Below are 20,055 nucleotides of genomic sequence, written 5' to 3'. Positions count from 1 at the left end.
GCAACCTCGAGCCGTCAAAGGACCCCATGACTTCCACTGCGCCCGTATTCCACCCGGACGGGAGCGAGCGACCCGAGCCGCGGACGATGCCCTGGTTCGCGCTCGCCCTGCTCGCCCTGATGGGTTTCCTTCTCGTCGCCGCGGAAACGATGCCTGCCGGCCTGCTGCCGGTCATCGCCGCCGGAATGGGCACTAGCGAGGGGATCGTCGGCCAGTTCATCAGCGTGTGGGCGCTCGGCACCGTCATCGTCACGATCCCCGCGATCAGCCTGACCCGAGGGTTTCGGCGCAAGCCGCTGATCCTGGCGACCATCGCCTGCCTGATCGTCGCGAACACCGTCACCGCTCTCTCCAGCGACGTCGTCGTCTCGCTCGTCTCGCGCTTCTTCGCAGGAGCCTTTACCGGAATCATCTGGGGGATGCTCGCTGCGTACGGCCGCCGGATCAGCCCGCCTCGTCGTGCCGGCCTAGCGCTGTCCATCGTGTCGGTCGGCGCCCCGGTCGGCTTCGCGCTCGGCACTCCACTCGGAGCGTGGCTCGGCACGACCTTCGACTGGCGGTGGTCCTTCGGCGGCCTGAGCATCCTCGCGCTCATCGCCTTCGTCCTGATCTCCCTCTTCGTTCCCGACGTCCCCGGCCAGCCGCGGACCGCGGCCGGGAGCCTCCCGCTGGCGCGCGTCTTCGCCATGCCAGGAGTGGCGATCGTCTGCCTGACGATCCTCGTCTGGATGCTCGCGCACAACACGATCTACACCTACATCGCGCCGTTCCTGCGCGAGGGTGGCTCCGGTCTGCGGCCAGACCTCGTGCTCCTCGTCTACGGCGTCTCCTCGATCATCGGCGTCGGGGTCACCGCGGCGATCATCGACCGCTTCCCGCGGGCGTTGCTGCATTCGAGCCTCGCGGTGTTCATCCTCGCCGGCGTGATCCTGCTCGTGGGCCGCGGTGCACCCGCCGCCGTCCTGGTCGCGAGCGTGCTGTGGGGTATCGGCTTCGGCGGCGCCTCCGCGCAGCTCCAGTCGGCCCTCAGCCGCTCGGGGCGCGAGAACTCCGATGTCGCGAACTCGTTCCTCCCTGTGGCGTTCAACCTCGCGATCTTCGCAGCGGGCATCGTCGGCGCGGTCCTGCTGGAGAACCTCCCCGCCCTGGTCCTCGCGGCCCTCATGGCGGCTCTCGGCGCTGTCGCCCTCGTCATCACCTTCTACGGCCGCCGCACCGCGTTCACCGTCGATCACCTCGACGCACGCTGATGCGACAAGCGGCGATCCATCACGGCAGGAGCTCCAGATGACGACGAACTCGAGCGAAGCAACGCGGATCGTTCTCGAGATCGAGGGAGTCGAGGTCACAGCTCACCTCGACGGCAGTGCGACCAGCGCGTCCCTTTTGGCGTGGCTACCGCTGACTCTGCCGTTCCGCGACATGGGCGGGCAGGAGAAGCTCGCTGATCTCGGAGATGCGCTCAGCCTCGATGGTGCGCCGTCACGGAGCGATGCGCGGTCACGAACGATCGGCTATTACAGCCCCGCTCGCAGCCTCGTCCTCTACTACGAGTACGTCGGAGCCTTCGCCGGGATCGTGCCCCTCGGCTCCTTCGACGACGTCGAGCCGGTGCGGGATCTCGCAGACGGCACCCACGTCACCCTGAGGCTTGCCACCCACTCCACTTCCGCTTTTGCGAAAGGACCACATCATGACAACTCGTGAGGATGCTCGGCGCGAATCGGCGATCCTGTTCCCCGCAACGATCGGGCCCGACGACATGTCGCTGGACGTGACGGATCCGGAGTTCGTGGCGTTCTATCGCGACTTCACTTTCGGGGAGACCCTCGGGCACGTCCGCATGGACAGGCGCGAGCGTCTCCTGTTTCAGCTCGCGGCGACCATCGCGGTCGGGGCCGCAGGCGAGTTCCGGGTGCTGCTCGGTGCCGCGCTCGAGGTCGGCGTCGAGCCGGTGCAGGTGAAAGAGGTGACCTATCAGGCGGTCGCGTACGTCGGAATGGCGCGAGCGGTCGACTTCATCGTTCTCGCCAATGCGGTCTTCCGCTCCCGGGGGATCCCTCTGCCCCTTGAGAGCCGGTCGGCGACCGACCTTGAGACGCGGCGCGAGGCGGGACTTGCCGTGCAGACGGAGATATTCGGCGCGGAGGTCGTTGAGAATCTCGCCTCGGGCCCCGCGGACACGCATCGCTTCGCGGAGTTCCTCGCCGGTAACTGCTTCGGCGACTACTACACCCGCGACGGTTTCAGCGTGAAGCAGCGCGAGCTGATCACCTTTGCCCTGCTCGCAGCCCTCGGCGGCGCCGACAGTCAAGTCGCCAGCCACGTCACCGCCAATCTGAACGTCGGGAACGCTCGCGGCGCTCTTTTGGACGTGCTCACCGTGCTCGTCGCCTACATCGGCTATCCGCGCACCCTTAACGCACTCGCTCAGGTGAACTCCGCTGCACCCCCGACGTCGGACTGACAGCCCCACCAGCCGCCAAAGCCCCGGACTTCAAGCGCGGGAACGCTGAAACGCCCCAAGGAGACATCATCATGCGCGCCATCACCAATCACACGGGCACCCCCGAGGTAGTCGATCGACCGGCGCCGATCTTGACGGCACTCCAGGTGAGCGTCCAAGTGCGAGCCGTCTCACTCAACAACGGCGACCTCTCCTCTACCGGCGCCGAGATCGCCGGCTTCGAGTTCAGCGGTGTCGTCAACGCCATCGGCGATGCGGTCCCCGCGGCCCTGCTGGGAGCGCGCGTCATGGGAATCGCCGAACAGGCCTTCGCGGAAATAGTCGTAGCCGACCACCGGCATGTCATCCCTGTCCCCGACGCGCTGGGCTGGACCGACGCGGCAGCGCTTCCTACTGCAGTCTCGACTGAATACGGCGCCCTCCGCCGCGCAGGACTCATCCGCGGCGACAGCGTGCTCGTCACTGCCGCAACCTCCGGAATCGCTCTCATCGGGCTTCAGGTCGCGCGCGCCTTGGGTGCCGATGTCGTCATCGGTACCACCCGAACCGCCGAGCGCGCGGAACTGCTGCGACGGGCTGGCGCCGACGAGGTCGTCGTCCTCGAGGATGATGCCGACCTCGCGGACGCTGTGCGCGCATTCACGAACGGAGCGGGCGCTGACGTGGTCCTGGACCATGTCGGTGGTGCTGGGCTCGCCGCGGCGGTGGAGGCGGCCCGCTCGGGCGGCTCGGTGGTCAGCGTCGGCCGCCTCGCCGGTCCCACCGCCGAAATAGATCTCTTCCGCCTCGCCCGCCAGCGGGTGACTCTACGGTCCGTGTCTTACGGGCTCACCCCGCCCGAGATCCTCGGCGAGCTGTTCGCGGGCGTTTCTGAGGAGCTGCTTGGCGCGGTTGCCGCGGGGCGGGTGCGCCCGATCGTGGACCGGACATACGCGTTCGACGACGTAGCGAGCGCCTACGAGCGACTTGCCAGCGGATCGGCCGAGGGAAAAGTGGTCCTCGAACTGTCCTGAGCGACGGTGGCGGGCTCCCGGCTGGAGCCCGCCACCGCCTGTCTTCACGTCCGGCCGTCAACCCCGCGCAGTGATCGTGTCGCGGACGACGGGAAGCGCCGAGAAGACCCTGGGCCAGCCCGCGAAGAACGCGAGATGGTTCATCACCTCGGACACTTCGGGCTGGGTAAGTCCGTTGTCCATCGCGCGGTTCAGATGAAAGGGGATCTGCTCCACTTGGGCGGAACCGACGAGCGCCACGACGGTGACGAGACTCCGATCGCGCGGCTCCAGGCTGGTGCGAAGCCATAGGTCGCGGAAGAGAACCTCGGTCGTGTTCTCGGCGACCCCAGGTGCGATCGCGCCGAAGTCCTGCTCGACCTGCGCCGCGCGCGCGTCGTCCACAGCAACGTCCAGGGGGAGGAGATCCGGATCCTGCTCCGGCAGCGCATCCGCCTCCACATCGCGGTCCGCGTAGACGGCGGCGAGGACCCCGGCGGCATCGCGCGCGTTCTGCCAGCCGGAGTAGAACCCGAGGTGCGTGACGGTCTCAGAGAGCTCCTCGGGGGTGACGCCGTCGTCGAGAGCGCGTTCGGCGACTGCGGGGAGACCTGCCGTGCTGCCGGTAGCCGTCAGCAGTGCGAAGGTGACGAGGCTGCGATCCCGAGGAGAGAGCTCCTCGTTCTGCCAGAGCTGCTCGACGACCTCGGAGTCGTACGCGGCGAGGGCGGGGGAGACGTCGGCGAGATCGGTCGCAGAGGCACGGGCCGAAGGTCGCTCCGCGGGGTCCTGGCCGGGAGTGCAGCCGCTGAGCGCGAGCGTGGCCACGAGGAGAGCGGCGCTGGGGAGGAGACGGGGTCGGGTGGTCATGGAGGTCCTTCCGTTCGGGTGGGTGCCGGGTCGGCTCGCAGACGACTCAAGGGGCGCCCATGTACTCGGAGTCGGTGACGAGGTCACCCCACTCGGCGTTGACGCCGTCGAGCACTCCGGTGAGCGCGATGTGGGTGAGAGGTGTCTCGGCCGCAGCTCCATGCCAGTGCTCGATCCCGGCCGGTGTGGTGACGACGTCGCCAGGTGCGAGGGCGCGACGCTCCTCGCCCCTGGCCTGCACCCAGCCGCCGCCGTCAGTCACGATGAGGACCTGACCGGCGGGGTGGGAGTGCCAGGCCGATCGCGCGCCGGGCTCAAAGGCGACCTCCGCAGTGCTTGCGGCGATGGCGTCGGTCGGTGTCGACAATGGCGTCACGGAGACCAGCCCGGTGAAGTTCTCCGCGGGTCCGGGGGCAGCGGGTCGCTCCGCTGCGGGCGAGAGCGTCATCGTGGCGGCCTCGTCGGTCGTCGTGGGTTCCGTCGCGGCGCTACTGGAAGTACTGCGGACGCTCGCGTCACTGTCAGGCGATGAGCAAGCGGCGAGAAGAACGCCGGAGGCCGCTGTGAGGGCCAACAGAGCTGAAAGGCGGGAAGAGAGACGGTGGAATCGGACGGTGTCGGTCATGGCGGCTCCAGATAATCGCGAGGGACGAAACCCGCAGCGCTCGGCGATGGCGACGCGGTCCCTCCAGCTGATCCCGAGCGCAGCGGTCGAGGGAGTCTCCAGCGTGACGTTCTCCACCAGGGCACCCCTCCGCGGTATGGGGGCCCTGTCAGCACCTCCTTCCCTGAGGAAGCCCTCAGGTACGGTCTCGAGCGAACGGCGTCGCCGCCAGTGGTGCGCAGCTCTCGCCCCCGAGAGGGCGTGAGTGCTTCGTTGGCTCCGACGTCGTCGCGATGTCTCCTCGGGCCTTCGACGACCGCCTCCCGGGGCCGGTCCGGATTCGGCGCGGCAGTGCCGCTCACGTTTCTCCCTACTCGCTGAAGGATTCGCCTGTGAAGAGCACCCCGGATATCGCCGACGTACCCGTCCTGTCGCGTGAGCAGGCTCGCATCGTGATCGCCGATGCCTGCCGCCTCGGGGACGTCGCCCTCAGCTCGCATGTCGACGACCTCTGGGCGGCGAAGGCCGACCCTGATCGGATGCTTCGTCTGCTCGACCGGTTCCGCTGCGAAGTCGAGACCGCGCGCGCACTCCTCGCCGCCGCGGGCGAACCGGAGTGGTGGAGCGGCATCAGTGCGGACCAACTAGCGACGGCATGCGCCGCCGCAAGAGTCTGGGCCGAAGGCGACCCCGTCTGTGCAGAACTTGAACGGATGTTCGCCTCCCGCCTGCTAACCGTCTTCGGGACGGACATCGCGAGGATCCCGCGCCATGTGTCCGCGGAAACCGGAGCGTCTGAGGGGTTCTGAGAGAACCTCTCAGATTTGAAGGAGCGCTTCTACGGTGAGGGGGAATCGCAGGCACCCCGAAAGGAATCTTTCCCTTGAACGCGACCTCTTCCCATCCTCGTTCGGCGCCGCTCCGGCACCTGACCGCTCCCGTGGCCCTCGGCCTGGCCGCGGCCCTTGTCCTCTTGACGCCAACGCCGGCCGCAGCGCACCACGGCTGGGACGGTTTCGATACCGACAACCTCGTCTACATCGCGGGGACCGTCGCGTCCGAGGGCAGCTGGGGTGAACCACACACATACTTCGACGCGGCCCTCGACGCCGATCTGCCCACTGACACTCCTGACCTCGCGATCCCGGAGGACCTCCAAGACCCGGAAGACAGCATTCGTGTTGAGTCCGCCCTCGCCTACGCGGGGCCGCAGGACGAGCTCGAGGTGATCATTGCACCACCGGCGTACACGGGGCGCTGGGGACTCGATCGGCCCCTGACAGTGGGGGAGCGCTTCCAAGGCGTCGGCTACATCAACCGGACCGACGACGCCCTGTTCCGCCCAGTCGTCTTCTGGTACGGGGACGACGCCGTGCCGGTCAACCAAGTGCTCGGAAGCACGCTCCCCGTCCGCGCACCCCTGCCCACGGCCGCCGGCGAGGCGCCCGACGCTGCGGCTCCCACGCCGGCGACCACGTCGACGGCGGCCGATCCACTGGAGGAAGCGCCCTCCAGTTCTGCAGAGTCCATTCCCTCTGAAGGCGACGCCGAGACGACTTCGGAAGATGCCGCCACCGGTGTGGCGGGGGTCTGGGCGGTGTTCGGGATCGTCGTCGCAGCGGGCATCGTGGGCGGTCTCGTGTACCTCCGTCGCCGCACCCGGCAGAGCTGAGGGGAAGCGTCATGCCGGAATGGCTCGAGAGTGCGCTGCAGTGGCTGCAGGGGACGATACTCGGCGAGAGCGTGCGGGGCACCCCGTTCCTGTACCCCACCCTCGAAAGCATTCACATCCTCGGAATCGCCGTCCTGATCGGACCGGCCTTCGCCTTCGACCTTCGTCTTCTGGGAGCGGGTAACCGGGTCGTCTCGGTGACGACAGCAGCTCGCTCTCTCCTGCCCGTGTCGCACGTCGGCCTCATCGTCGCGCTCGCAACGGGTGTCGCGCTGTTCAGCGCGCAGACGACAGTTGTCGCCGAGTCCGGCGCCGCGCCCTGGAAGTTGGGGCTGTTGCTGCTGGCGGGTCTGAACGTGCTCGTGTTCCATCGCGGCATCTACCGCCGCGTCCCGGAGTGGGCGGACGCCACCGTGACCCCTCTCGCCGCGCGGTTCGCCGCCGCGGTGTCGTTGACCACGTGGACGGGCGTCGCCTTCGCCGGCCGCTTCCTCGCCTACACCTGACCTCGTGCGGCAAGGACGGCCAGCTCACGCAGCCGCGTCTGCGACTCCGATCCGGGCTCCGCGGTCCACACGATGATCGTGGTGCTCGGGTCGGCACCGACAGTGAGCGCCGCCCAGTCGAGTACCAGCTCGCCGACGAGTGGGTGACGAAGGATCTTCGCCCCACTGCTGCGCGTAGCGACTTCGTGGGTCTGCCACAGCTGAGCGAAGGCGGCATCACTGACGCTGAGGTCGTCGACGATCGCGTGGAGCTGCTGGTCGTCGGGATCTCGAGCGCTGTCCATCCGGAGCTGCGCGATCGCAAGGTCGACGACGCTCAGCCAGTCGGCGTAGAGCGCACGCATGCGAGGGTCCGTGAAGAGCAGCCGGATGAAGAGGCGTTCTGTCTCTGGGATGGCCGCGAAGTCGGTGATGAGAGCGGCGCCGAGGGCGTTCCAGGCGAGGATCTCCGTGCGGGGGCCCATGACGAACGCCGGCGTCAGGGTGAGGTCGTCGAGCATCCTCTGCACCGGGGCGGCGACCGACCATTGCGCCGCGGCGGGAGACGCGGGAAGCACCTTGCCCGCCAGCCCGCTCAGATAGCTGCGCTGGTCGGCGGACAGTTTCAGCACCTTCGACAGTTCGTCTAAGACAGGTGCAGAGGCGGGCAGCCGGCCCTGCTCGAGGCGTGTGTAGTAGTCCGTGCTGATCGATGCGGCTCGGGCGATCTCCTCGCGCCGGAGGCCCGGGACGCGGCGCGTCCGTGCCGCGTCGACGAGCCCCAGATCGCTGGGCTTCAGCTCCGCCCGACGAGCGCGCAGGAAGTCACCGAGCTCCTGCCATCGCATCTCCGCTACCACCGGTCCATCCTCGCAAGACCGATCCCGCATCGAGCGTCGCAGGACACGAGAGGGGGCATTTTCCTTCCCCTTCAGCGCCGCCGAGGGCGGTGGCACCGTGGAATCACGACGTCATCAGCAGCGTGCTGAGAGGCGTGGACGAGAAAGAGGAGTACACCCCGTGAAAGCCATCGGTCTGACCACCTACGGCGGTCCCGACGCCCTGCAGGTCCTGGAGATTCCCGAGCCACATGCCGGCTCCGGAGAGGTTCGGATCCGGGTTCGAGCGGCCACCGTGAACCCGGTCGACGCCATCATCCGCTCCGGCGGCTTCGCTGGTAAGGACAGCGCGATCTCCGATTCCGTCGTGCCCGGAGTGGACATCTCCGGCGTCGTCGACGAAGTGGGGCCGGGCCAGCCAGCCAGCATCGACGTGAGCATCGGTGACGCGGCGATCGGCTTCGTCGTGCCGGAGAACAGCCACGGCGGATACAGCGAGTACATCGTCCTCCCCAGCGAGTCAGTGACGAAGATGCCCGCAGAACTCGACTTCATGCGCGCCGCCTCCTTCCTCTCCAATGCCCTCACCGCCGAGATCACGCTCGAGCACTTCGCTCTCACGCCCGGCTCCACACTCGCGGTCACCGGCGCGACCGGCGCCGTCGGCGGCTACCTCATCGAGCTCGCCGCGCGAAGGGGACTCACCGTCATCGCCGCCGCCACTGGAGACGACGAGCCCCTGGTCCGCAAATTCGGCGCAACACACGTGATCGATCGTCGAGCCGACTTCAGCGACGGCGTCCTCGCTCTCACCGGCGGACGTGGAGCGGACGCCCTCGCTGACGCCGCGATCCTCACTGACCAGGTCACGCGCGCTGTCCGCGACGGCGGGCAGATCGCCTTCTACCTCCCAACGGACGTCGACCCCGGACGCGGAATCGACGTCTTCGGTTCCTACGTCATGCGCTCCAACCTCCGACACGATGCCATCGCGATGCTGGCTCGCCTCGCCGGATCCGGAGCTGTCAGTACGCGCGTCGCTGCCGTCCTCCCTGCGGCTCAAGCCGCCGACGCTCATGTCCGCCTCGCACGCGGCGGCCTCCGCGGCCGCCTCGTCCTGGAGTTCTGACCGACCTGTCCGCTACGCCCAACCACCCCGAAACCATCACCACTGAGAAAGAAGAGCACCTCATGAACAGCACCGCACAACTCCCCAGCATCGGCCAGACCTGGCTCGCCGACCTCGGCCCCAACACGCCACTCGGGCACTTCACGGTGGAGATCAGCTTCACCGAGACCCAGGTCACGTTCACGGTCACCGGCGGAGCCATCAAGGGCCGCACCGAGACGATGGACTACACCGCCACTCAGGTCCGCGACGGGCTCTACGTGGTCCGGTGGACCGAACCGGACTCCGGCGATCACGTCACCCACATCGAGGACTACACCGAGGGCGCCTGCATGGCCAGCTCCGTCATCGGCGGGCAGTTCATCCAGTTGCACGGCACCTGGACCCGCGTCCGCTGATCCGCTCCCCGAGCACACAAAGAGGCCCTGACCGACCCTCCCTGCGCCTCGTCCGCGCCGCATACGGTCGTTCAGACCCGCCCCGACGAACCCGAGAGGACGCTTCGTGACCACCCGAAGACTGATCATCCCCGCCCTGGCCGCCGGCCTCCTGGCCACTCTCACCGCCTGCTCCACGAGCGCAAGCTCCGCTGCACAGGACCCCACGGACAGCATCGCCTCAACCAGTTCCGACTCCCCGGTCGGAACCTGGTCGATGACTCTGCTCGAGGACAGCGCCGCCGGTGACTTCCAGTCCATCCCCTACAGCGGCCAGATCATCATCACGCCCTCCACCGTCTCCGTGCAGGCAATGAACCCGGACACGGCCGCCCCGGATGGCCCCTACACGATCAACGGCTACGAGGCGTTCTACGGCTCCGCAACCATCGATGACGACCAGGAAACGTTCTCGGTCGACGTCGAATCGGCTGCCGTGCGCGAACTGATCGGACAGACCCTGACCCGCAGCTTCGAGGTGACGGACGACACTCTCGTGCTCACCCCCACGGACCCCGCCGAGACCTGGCGCGTGTCCTACGAGCGCGTCACCGACTAACCCCCATCCCGAAAGGAACACCATGAAAGCCACTGTCATGTACGGCGCCGGCGACGTTCGCGTCGAGGAGGTCCCGGACCCGATCATCCAGCAGTCGACCGAAGCCCTGATCCGCGTGACCTACGCCTGCGTCTGCGGCTCGGACCTCCACCCGTACCACGACCTCGGCGACACTCCCGAGGGCCGCCGGATGGGCCACGAGGCGATCGGAGTCGTCGAGCAGATCGGTGACGACGTCACGACCCTCTCCGTCGGCGACACCGTCATCGTGCCCTTCGCCTGGTCGGACGGCACCTGCCCGTTCTGCCGCGATGGCATCACCACCTCCTGCGTCCACGGTGGGTTCTTCGATGGAGCCCCCTCCGCGACCCAGGCCGAGAAGCTCATCGTCCCGCAGGCCGACGGGACCGCCGTCGTGATCCCCGAGGGCACTGATGAGTCGCTCATGCCGAGCCTGCTGACGCTGTCCGACGTCTACCTCACCGGCTACCACGCGGCCCTGCGCGGCGACGTCGGCCCCGGCAAGACCGTCACGGTCATCGGTGACGGCGCCGTCGGCCTGTCCGCCGTCCTCGCTGCGAAGCAGCTCGGCGCCGACACCATCATCCTGATGGGCCGGCACACGGCCCGCACCGACCTCGGTCGCGAGTTCGGTGCCACCCACGTCGTCGCTGAGCGGGGCGATGAGGGAGTCGCGAAGGTGATGGAGATCACCGGCGGCGAGGGATCGCATGTCGTCCTCGAGGCCGTCGGTCACATGCCCGCCTACGAGCAGGCCTACCGAGTCGTCCGCCCCGGAGGCACCATCAGCCGAGTCGGTGTCCCGCAGTATGAGGACGCGGCCGTCGGCTTCATGTCGCTCTTCGGCAAGAACGCCACGCTCACCGGCGGCCCCGCCACCGTCCGCGCCTACATCGAGCAGGTGCTCCCGCAGGTCCTGGACGGAACCATCGAGCCGGGGCGCGTGTTCGACCGTGAGATGCCGCTCGCCGAGATCGCGGAGGCCTACCGACTGATGGACTCCCGCGAGGCTCTCAAGGTGCTGATCCGCCCGTAAGCCAAAGTCGTCGAATGCCCTGCCGTACTCGGCAGGGCATTCGTCGTTCCCCGACTGCTCAGCACGAGCGAGACACCGGCCCGCACGTCACGCGGTCAGCACGAGTGGTCCGTCCTCTGTGATCGCGAGCGTGTGCTCGGTGTGCGCCGCACGGCGGCGGCGATACCTGCCGCGAGGGCGTCGCGGATCGAGCGAATCAGCTCCGCTCAGTCCGCTCCACAATCGTGGTTACCGCCGCATCGGCGATCAGGATCTGTGGGGTGTGACGAAGACCTGTTCGACGTCGACGCGGATGCGTTTTCGGCCCCGGTTGGACCCGTCAGCCTGCACCCCGTCGAGGTGGTGGATGAGGACGAGGAGGAGGTGCCGGCGACGTACTTCGGTTCAGCCGACGAATGGGTGCGCAAGTCCCTCCGGCCCTCCTACCGGCGCCGGGTGGCGGCCAGGGGCCAGGCCGCCGGTGGGCGGCTGAGCGGTGGAGCAAGATCGAGGCACTGACCCGTATCGAAGCCCTCTGGCGGATGTGGGAAGAGATCCGCACCAGCGCAGGCTCACTCAGCGCGTGCTGGATCAACCACCTCGACCCGTACATGCGCGTCCTGCTCTCGCCCAGCGGCCCGTTCGCGACGTCGACGGACGAGAACCGACCCGGCGACATGCTGCCCTACGCCGCCCCACCGAGAGGGATGTTCCCTGCAGACCTGCAGAGTTAGACCCAGCGCAGAGCTGTTCCGCTTTGGTGGCTAGGCGATGAGCTGCAGAGCTGGATCGTCCGCGCTGGTCGCTCGGTCGATCATCTCGGTCGCCTCCTCGACGGTGATCTGCACTGCCAGGCTGATCTCGAGAGTCAGCGTGGCCATCGCGCGCCGCAGCACCTGGCCTTCCGCGGAGGCCGGCGACCTCTTCCCGCTGCGGGACCCCCACGGCTTCTGCATTCATACGCATACCGCCCCCGCTTCCCACCCGGGCATGCTTCGAGAACGACGGAGCCACGCCGCGACGCCGTCGGCAGCGGCCGTCCTCCGACGGGGTCGCTTCGATGGATCCACTGGGTGGATGTCTCTGGGCGGGGGGGGGGGGCAGGAGCCCGGTCGGGTCTCGCGCCGCCGGCTGTCGTCCCGCCAGCGGCCGGAGCCCGGTGCGCCCGCTCGGCTCTCGTCGTCGATCGGGGCTTCGTCCCGCGGCTCTCGGGAGGGCGTTCCGCTCGGTCATCGGGTCCAGTCGGGCTCGGGGTTCTGCTTCTGCAGCTCGGCGGCCCGCGCTCGCGTGAGGTGGACGGAGTCGCGCACGCGCGTGGGCATCGGCACGAGGTGCTCCCCGGGCTCGTGCGCCTCGTCGAGGATGAGGCGCACCGCCAGGGCGCCCATCTCCTCGAACGGCGCGGCGGCGGTGGTGAGCATCGGGTGGAGGTAGACGGCGATGTCGTCGTCGTCGAAGGACACGACGGCTACGTCGCGGCCGACCGTGAGGCCCGCCTCTGCGAGCGCGCGGTAGGCTCCGAACGAGAGCCTGTCGTTGAGGCAGATGAGCGCGTGAGGTGTGATTCCGGCGGCAAGTAGGTCGCGGACCGCTTCGTACCCGGCCTTGACCGACCACGGCTGGCACGGCAGCTGCGCGATCGGACGGACGTCGTGCGCACGCAGCGACTCCCAGATCCCGTCGAGACGACGCCTCACGGCGAGGGTGAGCCACTCGTCGTCCGGCTGATCGACGGAGCGGCCGACGACGACGACTCCCTCCGAGTGCCCCGCGTCCAGCAGGAGGTCGACGATGTCCTTCGCTCCGGCGTGCTCGTCGGGGAGCACGCAGTCGAGCGCGCTCTCGGCGACGGCGTTGAGCATGATGACGGGCGTGCTGCCCACGCGGGGCGTCAGCTGCAGAGCGTGCGGTCGGGTCGCGGCGTAGATGATGCCGTCGACCTGCCGGTCGGTGAGCGCGTCGACCGCCTCGTCGAGGGCGTCGGCCTCGCCCTCGGTCTCGGCGATGAAGAGCACGTGGTTCTGCTTCTTCGCCTCGCGGAGGGCGCCGCGGATCAGGCCGCTCGCGAGACGGTCGACGGTGACCTGCTCCGAGATGAAGCCGATGATGCGGGACTTCTGCGTGCTGAGTGCTCGGGCGGTCAGGTTGGGGCGGTAGCCGAGCTCCTCGGCTGCGGCGCGCACCCGGTTCGCGGCGTCCTCGGACAGCCTCGTGCCCTGGCGGTCGTTCAGCACGAGGGAGACGGCGGTCGTGGAGACGCCCGCCTTCCGGGCGACGTCGGCCATCGTGACTCGCTGTCGGGCCATGGAGCCCCCCTTCGCTGAGCTTCCATCGTAAACCGGATCGGCTAAACCGCTTGACCTTAAGTGCTAAACCGCCTAACTTCGGCAGTCAAGCGGTTTAGCACCGCGCTCGACGGAGAGGATGCACATGCGAGCAGCGGACACGACCGGAACGGTCCGGCGATGCTGACCCTCGGCGGCTCCTGGGTCTGGGACTTCTGGCTCGCAGACGACGGCGAGACGTTCCACGCCTTCTTCCTGCACGCACCGACGTCCCTGGGCGACGAACTGCGCCGCCACCGTGCCGCCCGGATCGGCCACGCCGTGTCAGGGGACCTCGTCTCGTGGACGGTGCTCGACGAGGCGCCGTTCGGCACGGGGCCCGACGGATCCTTCGATGCGACGGCCACGTGGACCGGGAGTGTCGTCCGCGGTGACGACGGGCTGTGGCGCATGTTCTACACGGGCTCGCGCTTCCTCGACGACGAGCCGGCGATGGCGAACATCGAGACCGTCGGCGTCGCCGTCTCGTCCGATCTGGTCCGCTGGGAGAAGCGGCCTGGCCCGGTCACGGCAGCGGATCCGCGCTGGTATGAGACCTGGGGTGCGTCGGGGTGGAAGGAAGAGGCGTGGCGGGACCCGTGGGTGTTCCCGGACCCCGACGGCCTGGGCTGGCACATGCTCGTCACCGCTCGCTCGAAGGACGGTGCTCTCGATGACCGCGGCGTGATAGGTCACGCCGTGTCCGCCGACCTGGAGACGTGGGAGGTGCGCCCGCCTCTCTCCGCACCCGGTGCCGGATTCGCGCACCTCGAAGTGCCGCAGGTCGAGCTCGTCGACGGCCGCTGGCTGCTGCTGTTCTCCTCGTCCAACGACTCCATGACCGCCGAGCACATCCGGTCCCATCCGGGGGCCGGAACCTGGGCGGTCACCGTCCCGGACCCGACGCGGAGCATGGACATCGCCGGGGCCCGCCCTCTCACCGACCACTCCCTCTACTCGGGGCGGACCATCCGCGACCGCGACGGGCTCTGGAAGCTGCTCGCCTTCCACAACTCGGACGGGAGCGGTGCGTTCGTCGGCGGGATCTCGGATCCGATCGACCTCGACGTCGTCGACGGTCGCGCCGTCCTGCGTCACGACGTCCCCGCCTCGTAGCGGACCACGACTCACCGGGACCCGCAGGCGCGTCCCGGTTCCTTCCCCCACCCAGCCTGCGACAGGCATCCGACGACGGATGCGATCACGAGGAGAATCATGAGAATCACACGCACAGCACGACGAGGTGCACTGGCCGCAGTGGCGGTGGCCACGGCCATCGCGACGATGACCGGCTGCTCGGCGGCCGGCGGTGGCGGCTCCGAGGCCGGCGCCGGCGACGGCACCGGCGAGATCGAGGTCTGGGCCCACCAGGGCCAGGACAGCGAGAACGCGGCGCTCCAGGCCGCGGTCGACGGCTTCAACGAGTCGCAGAGCGACGTCACCGCGAACCTCCGCCTGATCTCGGGCGACACCTACACGACCACGGTCACCAGCACGCCGAAGGACCAGCTCCCCGACATCCTCGAGATCGACGGGCCGACGCTGGCGAGCTTCGTCTACAACGGCAAGATCACGCCGATCAGCGACTTCGTCGACCAGACCACCATCGACAACGCCACTCCCGGCTCCGTCGCAGAGGGCACTTCGGACGACGAGCTGTACGCGTTGGCGATGTACGACTCCGCGATGGGCCTCTACGGCAACAAGAGCCTCCTCGAGGCCTCGGGCGTCAGCGTCCCGACCTCGTTCGACGAGGCGTGGACCGGGGAGCAGTTCTCCGCGGCGCTGAAGACGCTCGCCGAGGCCAACCCCTCCGGCACCTCGATCGAGCTGAACGAGGCGAGCCTGTCGGGCGAGTGGGGCACCTACGGCTTCGCTCCGCTGATCCAGTCCGCCGGCGGCAATCTCATCGAGGACGGCAAGGCTGCGGGTGCTCTCGACTCCGACGCCAGCGTCGAGGCGCTCACCGAGTTCGCCTCCTGGAAGGACTACTCCGACCCCAACGCCGACGGCAACGCGTTCGTCGACGGGCGGGTGGCGGTCGCCTGGGGCGGTCACTGGAACTACCCCGCCTTCTCCGAGGCCCTCGGTGAGAACCTCGTCGCCCTGCCGCTGCCGAACCTCGGCGAGGGCTCGAAGGCCGGCGCCGGCTCCTGGACCTGGGGCATCGGCTCCGGAACCGAGAACGGCGACGCCGCCGGAGCGTTCCTCGACTACCTGCTGAACGACGAGAACGTGAGCGCGATGACCACCGCCAACGGCGCCCCGCCCGCGACGGTCTCGGCGCTGGCCGCCGATGCGCTCTACCAGGACGGCGGCGGACTCGCCCTCTGGGGTCAGCAGCTGACCGACGCCTGCGCAGCGGATGCGGTCACCGCGGACTGCATCGCCGTCTACCGCCCCGTCACCGCGGGCTACCCGACGATCAGCTCCAAGTTCGCCGGCGCCCTCGCCGCCGTCTGGGGCGGCGCGGACCCGCAGAAGTCCCTGAGCGACGCGGCCGCCGCGATCGATCAGAACTTCGCCGACAACGACGACTACAAGTAGTCGATCGGGTGCGGGCGCTCGCTGGGCGCCCGCACCTCCCCTCCCTCTTCCGACCGTCCGGCACCGACGCCGATGAACGAAGGAACGACACCGTGGCCTCACCCGTATCGACGCCGATGCGCCCCGTCCCCCTCGCCAGGAGGCGAGCCCGCGTCCGCTGGAAGGACACCCGCGACGGCGTCCTGATGTCCGCTCCGGCGGTCCTCGGCCTCCTCGCCTTCGTCGCCGTCCCCTTCGTCGCCGCGATCGTCCTCTCGCTCTACAACGTGCAGGTCGAGCAGAGCCGCCCGGCGAAGTTCTGGGGCCTCACCAACTACGTCCGGCTCTTCACCGATCCGGTGATCTCCGGACCCTTCCTGCGGTCGCTGGTCAACAACCTGGTCTTCGCGATCGTGGTGATCCCCGTGCAGACCGGCCTCGCGCTGCTGCTCGCGGTCCTGCTGAACCGCAAGCTCGCCGGCGTCCGCTTCTTCCGGACCTTCTTCTTCATGCCGGTCGTCTTCCCGATGGCCCTCGTCGCGGTGATCTGGCGCCTCATCCTCGACCGCAGCTCCGACGGACTGCTGAACTCCTCCGTCACCTTCCTCACGGGCGGGCTCGTGCCCGCCCATGACTGGCTCGGGTCCTCCGCCACCGCCCTGGGCTCCGTCATCCTGCTGTCGATCTGGCAGGGCGTGGGCTTCCAGATGGTGATCCTGCTCGCCGCGCTGCAGGAGATCCCGGAGGAGCGCTACGAGGCGGCCCGTCTGGATCGGGCGAGCGGCTGGCAGCAGTTCGTGCACGTCACCGTCCCCGGCATCCGCAACACGCTGATCTTCGTCACCCTGCTGACGACGATCCTCGCGTTCCGCGTCTACGACCAGGTGTTCATCCTGATCCGCACCGCCGGCGCGAACGAGGAGGGCACCCAGACCCTGCTCTACAACGCCACCCAGGCGATCTACGGGGAGAGCAACCTCGGACGCGCATCCGCGATCTCCGTCGTCCTCTTCCTGATCATCGTCGTCATCACCCTGATCCAGCGTCGGGTCCTCCGCCAAGGGAGCGAGAGTTGAGCACTGCATCCGGCCGCCGGACGGCCCGCACCATCCGCGACTACGCCGTCATGATCGTCGCCGCGGCACTCATGTTCGCGCCGATCTACTACCTCCTGATCGGCAGCCTCAAGCCGTCCTCGCAGGTCCTCGACGGCTTCGCCGGCTTCCTGCCGTCGAATCTCTCCTTCGACAACTACGCCAGCGTCTTCGCCGCGCTGAGCTCCGACGCCACCGGCCACTTCTGGCAGTTCTTCGCGAACTCGTTCGTGATCTCGTTCGTCGTCGTCGTCGCCGGCCTCGTCGTCAACTCGCTGGCCGGCTACGCCTTCGCCCGCCTCGAGTGGATCGGCCGCGACAAGGTGTTCCTGCTGATCGTCCTGCTCGTGATCGTCCCGTTCGAATCGGTCGCGATCCCCCTGATGTCGCTGATGCAGGGCCAGCGCGACACCCTTCTCGTGCAGATGATCCCCTTCATCGCGAACGCGTTCTCGGTCTTCCTCTTCTACACGTTCTTCCTCAACATCCCGAGGAGCATGGAGGAGGCCGCGCGCCTGGACGGCCTCGGATCGTGGGGCACGTTCCTGCGCATCGTCGTGCCGAACTCCAAGCCCGTGTTCGCGACCGTCGCGATCCTCACCTTCCTCTCCTCGTGGGGTCAGTACCTCTGGCCTTCCCTCGTCACCTCCGACCCGGCTGCCCGCCCGCTGCCACTGGAGATGAGCGTGTTCTCGGCCCAGGTCCCGCCCGACTGGGGGCAGACCTTCGCGTTCGGCACGCTGCTCGTGCTGCCGGTGCTGATCGTGTTCCTGATCTTTCAGCGCTACTTCGTCCAGTCCGTCGCCGGCTCCGCCGTCAAGGGATGACCGGCACCACCGCTCGGGAGGGGATGCCGACAGGGACTCCGACCGAGCCGCGCGAATCGGGGCTGCTGCACCTCCGGCGCGACGGCACCAGCGTGCTGATCGAGCTGCAGACGGACCACGGGCCCGCGATCCTGCACTGGGGCACGGAGCTGCCCCTGCCCCCCGGGCGGCTCGGCTCGGACACCGCACTCCTGCTCCGACCGCAGCGGGTCACCGGGGGGCTCGACTCCCCGGTGCGACTGGCGATCGTGCCCACCGCGTCGAGCGGCTGGTCGGGAGCGCCGGGGATCGAGGGCCATCGGGAGGACGGCGCGGGCTTCAGCCTGCTGCTGGACCTCGCGGACGTGCGCTCCGATGAGCACTCGGCGGCACTCCGCCTCGAGGACGTGGAGTCGGGGATCCGTGTCGATGCCTACCTGGAGATCGGCGTCGGCGGGATCCTGACCCAGCGTCTGGCGGTGACCAACCTCGGGACGACCACCTACCAGCTGGTGACGCTGCAGGCGACGTTCCCGCTCCCGTGGGACTCCACCGAGCTGCTCGACACCACGGGTCGCCACCTGCGCGAGAGGACACCGCAGCGGCACGACTTCACCTTCGGCCGGCACGTGCGGGAGAGCCGCCGCGGTCGTCCCGGAGCCGACGCTACGCTCCTGCTCGCGTGCGGCACACCGGGCTTCGGGTTCGGCCACGGGCTCGTGCACGCCGTGCACGTCGGCTGGAGCGGCAACCACCGCGTCGCCGCGGAGCGCGTCACGACCGGCGATGCGGCCCTGACAGGAGGCGAGCTGTACCTGCCCGGCGAACTGCCGATCGCCCCCGGCGCGACCGTCCTCTCCCCGATCGTCTACGGCTCGTGGGGGAACGGACTCGACGACCTCGCGCATCGCTTCCACGCGCTCTGGCGCGCGAGGCCGCACCACCCGTCCCGTCCTCGGCCCATAACCCTCAACACCTGGGAAGCCGTGTACTTCGACCACGACCTCGCGCGGCTCACCGCCCTCGCCGAGGCCGCGGCGGAGGTCGGCGTCGAACGCTTCGTCCTCGACGACGGCTGGTTCCGCGGCCGTCGCGACGACACGGCAGGCCTCGGCGACTGGTCCGTCGACGAGGACGTCTGGCCGGACGGACTCGCGCCCCTCACCGACCGCGTGAGCGCACTCGGCATGGAGTTCGGGCTCTGGGTCGAGCCCGAGATGGTCAACTCCGACAGCGATCTCGCCCGCGAGCACCCCGACTGGCTGCTGCGAGCCCGTGCCGCGCTCCCGGTCACCGGGCGCGGTCAGCACGTGCTCGACCTCTCGCACCCGGACGCGTACGACCACCTCTTCGAACGTCTGAGCTCCTTGCTGGACGAGTACCCGATCGCGTATCTGAAGTGGGATCACAACCGCGACCTGGTCGACGCCGGATCCGGCCCCGGTGCATCAGCGCGAGTGCACGCGACCACTCTCGCCCTCTACCGCCTCCTCGACGAGCTCCGAGCCGCCCATCCCGGCCTCGAGATCGAGTCGTGCGCCTCCGGAGGGTCCAGAGTCGACCTCGGGATCCTGGACCGGACCGACCGAGTGTGGGTCAGCGATGATCTCGACCCGATCGAGCGCCTCGGCAATCAGCGCTACACCGGGCTGGTCGTGCCTCCCGAGATGATGGGGATGCATCTGACGAGCCCGAGGGTGCACGCCACCGGCCGCACCGTCGACCTGGACTTCTCGGCGGCCGTCGCACTCCTGGGCCACACCGGCATCGAATGGGACCTGACGACCACCGACGCGCGGACCCGCGCCGACATCGCGCACTGGGTCGCCCGCGCCAAGCGGCTCCGCGATCTCGTCGCCACCGGACGCACTGTCAACGGCGATCCCGCCGACCCCTCCCTCGACGTGAGAGGAGTGATCAGCCAGGATCGGCGGCGCGGCGTCTTCGTGCTCTCCCAGGTCGCGATGAGCACGAGCTACCCCACCGGCCGCGTCGTTCTCCCCGGGCTCCAGCGCGATGCGCGCTACGTCGTGACGGTGGAGGGGAGCGATTCGGTCGGTGCCGGGCTGACCGCTCTGCCCTGGCTCGAGGCCGGAGCCGTGCACGCCACAGGACGCGAGCTCGGCACGATCGGGCTGCGTCCCCGGGTCATGCTGCCGCAGCAGTCGATGGTCGTCCTCGTCCGGGCCGTCGCGTGAGGGGATCACTCTTCGCG

General features: G+C 68.8%; 21 protein-coding genes. 17 read left to right on the top strand and 4 right to left on the bottom strand.

The annotated features are described in order from the left end of the window. The first annotated feature begins 26 nt into the window (after window positions 1-26). The 4 genes from ASF46_RS16140 (at window position 27) to ASF46_RS16125 (ending at window position 3,480) form a co-directional block, all read left to right on the top strand. Window positions 27-1,250, top strand: a complete 1,224-nt coding sequence (locus tag ASF46_RS16140; protein ID WP_082485562.1) for an MFS transporter — start codon at window positions 27-29, stop codon at window positions 1,248-1,250. A 37-nt stretch (window positions 1,251-1,287) separates the two neighbouring features. Next, the gene (locus ASF46_RS16135; protein WP_056868469.1) at window positions 1,288-1,707 is read left to right on the top strand and encodes a cyclophilin-like fold protein; all 420 of its coding nucleotides are present in this window, start codon (window positions 1,288-1,290) and stop codon (window positions 1,705-1,707) included. Continuing rightward, window positions 1,694-2,467: a carboxymuconolactone decarboxylase family protein gene (locus ASF46_RS16130; protein WP_235576973.1), complete on the top strand. Its 774-nt coding sequence runs from the start codon at window positions 1,694-1,696 to the stop codon at window positions 2,465-2,467. The genes ASF46_RS16135 and ASF46_RS16130 overlap by 14 nt, the downstream gene beginning before the upstream one ends. 71 nt (window positions 2,468-2,538) lie before the next feature. Next, window positions 2,539-3,480 carry a quinone oxidoreductase family protein gene (locus tag ASF46_RS16125; RefSeq protein WP_200919733.1) on the top strand — a complete coding sequence of 314 codons (942 nt, stop codon included), beginning with the start codon at window positions 2,539-2,541 and terminating at the stop codon, window positions 3,478-3,480. Between the two features lie 57 nt (window positions 3,481-3,537). Here the strand turns inward: ASF46_RS16125 and ASF46_RS16120 are convergent, their stop codons facing one another. Both ASF46_RS16120 and ASF46_RS19610 read right to left on the bottom strand, forming a co-directional pair. After that, complete coding sequence (locus ASF46_RS16120) at window positions 3,538-4,329, bottom strand: carboxymuconolactone decarboxylase family protein (protein ID WP_056868467.1); 792 nt, start codon at window positions 4,327-4,329, stop codon at window positions 3,538-3,540. Between the two features lie 46 nt (window positions 4,330-4,375). Beyond that, window positions 4,376-4,954, bottom strand: coding sequence for a cupin domain-containing protein (locus ASF46_RS19610; RefSeq protein WP_235576972.1), 579 nt, complete (start codon window positions 4,952-4,954; stop codon window positions 4,376-4,378). A 371-nt stretch (window positions 4,955-5,325) separates the two neighbouring features. On the opposite strand from ASF46_RS19610, the gene ASF46_RS16110 reads away from it, so the two are divergent. From ASF46_RS16110 to ASF46_RS16100, 3 genes are all read left to right on the top strand, one after another. After that, entirely contained in the window at window positions 5,326-5,742 is a 417-nt protein-coding gene (locus ASF46_RS16110) for a hypothetical protein (protein WP_056868466.1), read from the top strand. 74 nt (window positions 5,743-5,816) lie between these two features. After that, window positions 5,817-6,605 (top strand): hypothetical protein, encoded by a 789-nt coding sequence (locus ASF46_RS19605; protein ID WP_200919731.1) that lies wholly within the window; start codon window positions 5,817-5,819, stop codon window positions 6,603-6,605. Window positions 6,606-6,616: 11 nt separating this feature from the next. Further along, entirely contained in the window at window positions 6,617-7,111 is a 495-nt protein-coding gene (locus tag ASF46_RS16100; RefSeq protein ID WP_056868465.1) for a DUF6644 family protein, read from the top strand. On the opposite strand, the gene ASF46_RS16095 is transcribed toward ASF46_RS16100, so the two are convergent. After that, the gene (locus ASF46_RS16095; protein ID WP_235576971.1) at window positions 7,102-8,046 is read right to left on the bottom strand and encodes a helix-turn-helix domain-containing protein; all 945 of its coding nucleotides are present in this window, start codon (window positions 8,044-8,046) and stop codon (window positions 7,102-7,104) included. The genes ASF46_RS16100 and ASF46_RS16095 overlap by 10 nt on opposite strands. Window positions 8,047-8,110: 64 nt before the next feature. Here ASF46_RS16095 and ASF46_RS16090 point away from each other — a divergent pair, with 64 nt between their 5' ends. The 5 genes from ASF46_RS16090 to ASF46_RS19945 all read left to right on the top strand — a co-directional run bounded on the left by ASF46_RS16090 (window position 8,111) and on the right by ASF46_RS19945 (window position 11,824). Next, window positions 8,111-9,058, top strand: a complete 948-nt coding sequence (locus ASF46_RS16090) for an NADP-dependent oxidoreductase (RefSeq protein ID WP_162240193.1) — start codon at window positions 8,111-8,113, stop codon at window positions 9,056-9,058. Window positions 9,059-9,120: 62 nt separating this feature from the next. Beyond that, window positions 9,121-9,456 (top strand): MoaF-related domain-containing protein, encoded by a 336-nt coding sequence (locus tag ASF46_RS16085; protein ID WP_056868463.1) that lies wholly within the window; start codon window positions 9,121-9,123, stop codon window positions 9,454-9,456. A 106-nt stretch (window positions 9,457-9,562) separates the two neighbouring features. Continuing rightward, complete coding sequence (locus ASF46_RS16080) at window positions 9,563-10,054, top strand: lipocalin-like domain-containing protein (RefSeq protein WP_200919730.1); 492 nt, start codon at window positions 9,563-9,565, stop codon at window positions 10,052-10,054. A 22-nt stretch (window positions 10,055-10,076) separates the two neighbouring features. Continuing rightward, window positions 10,077-11,111, top strand: coding sequence for a zinc-binding dehydrogenase (locus ASF46_RS16075; RefSeq protein ID WP_200919729.1), 1,035 nt, complete (start codon window positions 10,077-10,079; stop codon window positions 11,109-11,111). A 395-nt stretch (window positions 11,112-11,506) separates the two neighbouring features. Then, window positions 11,507-11,824: a DUF4913 domain-containing protein gene (locus ASF46_RS19945; protein ID WP_082485561.1), complete on the top strand. Its 318-nt coding sequence runs from the start codon at window positions 11,507-11,509 to the stop codon at window positions 11,822-11,824. Between the two features lie 495 nt (window positions 11,825-12,319). On the opposite strand, the gene ASF46_RS16060 is transcribed toward ASF46_RS19945, so the two are convergent. Further along, a complete protein-coding gene (locus ASF46_RS16060) occupies window positions 12,320-13,396 on the bottom strand; it encodes a LacI family DNA-binding transcriptional regulator (RefSeq protein WP_082485560.1) in 1,077 nt (358 codons plus the stop codon). A 159-nt stretch (window positions 13,397-13,555) separates the two neighbouring features. Here ASF46_RS16060 and ASF46_RS16055 point away from each other — a divergent pair, with 159 nt between their 5' ends. The 5 genes from ASF46_RS16055 (at window position 13,556) to ASF46_RS16035 (ending at window position 20,038) form a co-directional block, all read left to right on the top strand. Continuing rightward, window positions 13,556-14,530, top strand: coding sequence for a glycosyl hydrolase family 32 (locus ASF46_RS16055; protein ID WP_056868458.1), 975 nt, complete (start codon window positions 13,556-13,558; stop codon window positions 14,528-14,530). 99 nt (window positions 14,531-14,629) lie between these two features. Continuing rightward, window positions 14,630-15,961, top strand: a complete 1,332-nt coding sequence (locus tag ASF46_RS16050; protein ID WP_056868457.1) for a sugar ABC transporter substrate-binding protein — start codon at window positions 14,630-14,632, stop codon at window positions 15,959-15,961. 92 nt (window positions 15,962-16,053) lie between these two features. Then, on the top strand, window positions 16,054-17,016 hold the full coding sequence (locus ASF46_RS16045; RefSeq protein ID WP_235576970.1) for a carbohydrate ABC transporter permease: 963 nt from the start codon (window positions 16,054-16,056) through the stop codon (window positions 17,014-17,016). Next, a complete protein-coding gene (locus ASF46_RS16040; RefSeq protein ID WP_056868455.1) occupies window positions 17,013-17,861 on the top strand; it encodes a carbohydrate ABC transporter permease in 849 nt (282 codons plus the stop codon). The genes ASF46_RS16045 and ASF46_RS16040 overlap by 4 nt, the downstream gene beginning before the upstream one ends. Continuing rightward, window positions 17,858-20,038, top strand: a complete 2,181-nt coding sequence (locus ASF46_RS16035) for an alpha-galactosidase (RefSeq protein WP_200919728.1) — start codon at window positions 17,858-17,860, stop codon at window positions 20,036-20,038. The genes ASF46_RS16040 and ASF46_RS16035 overlap by 4 nt, the downstream gene beginning before the upstream one ends. Window positions 20,039-20,055: the final 17 nt, after the last annotated feature.

It is taken from the genome of Rathayibacter sp. Leaf296 (genome assembly GCF_001423045.1).
Taxonomy (GTDB): domain Bacteria; phylum Actinomycetota; class Actinomycetes; order Actinomycetales; family Microbacteriaceae; genus Rathayibacter; species Rathayibacter caricis.
Note: the sequence above shows the minus strand (reverse complement) of the source record. Positions and strands in the feature narration are given on the sequence as shown.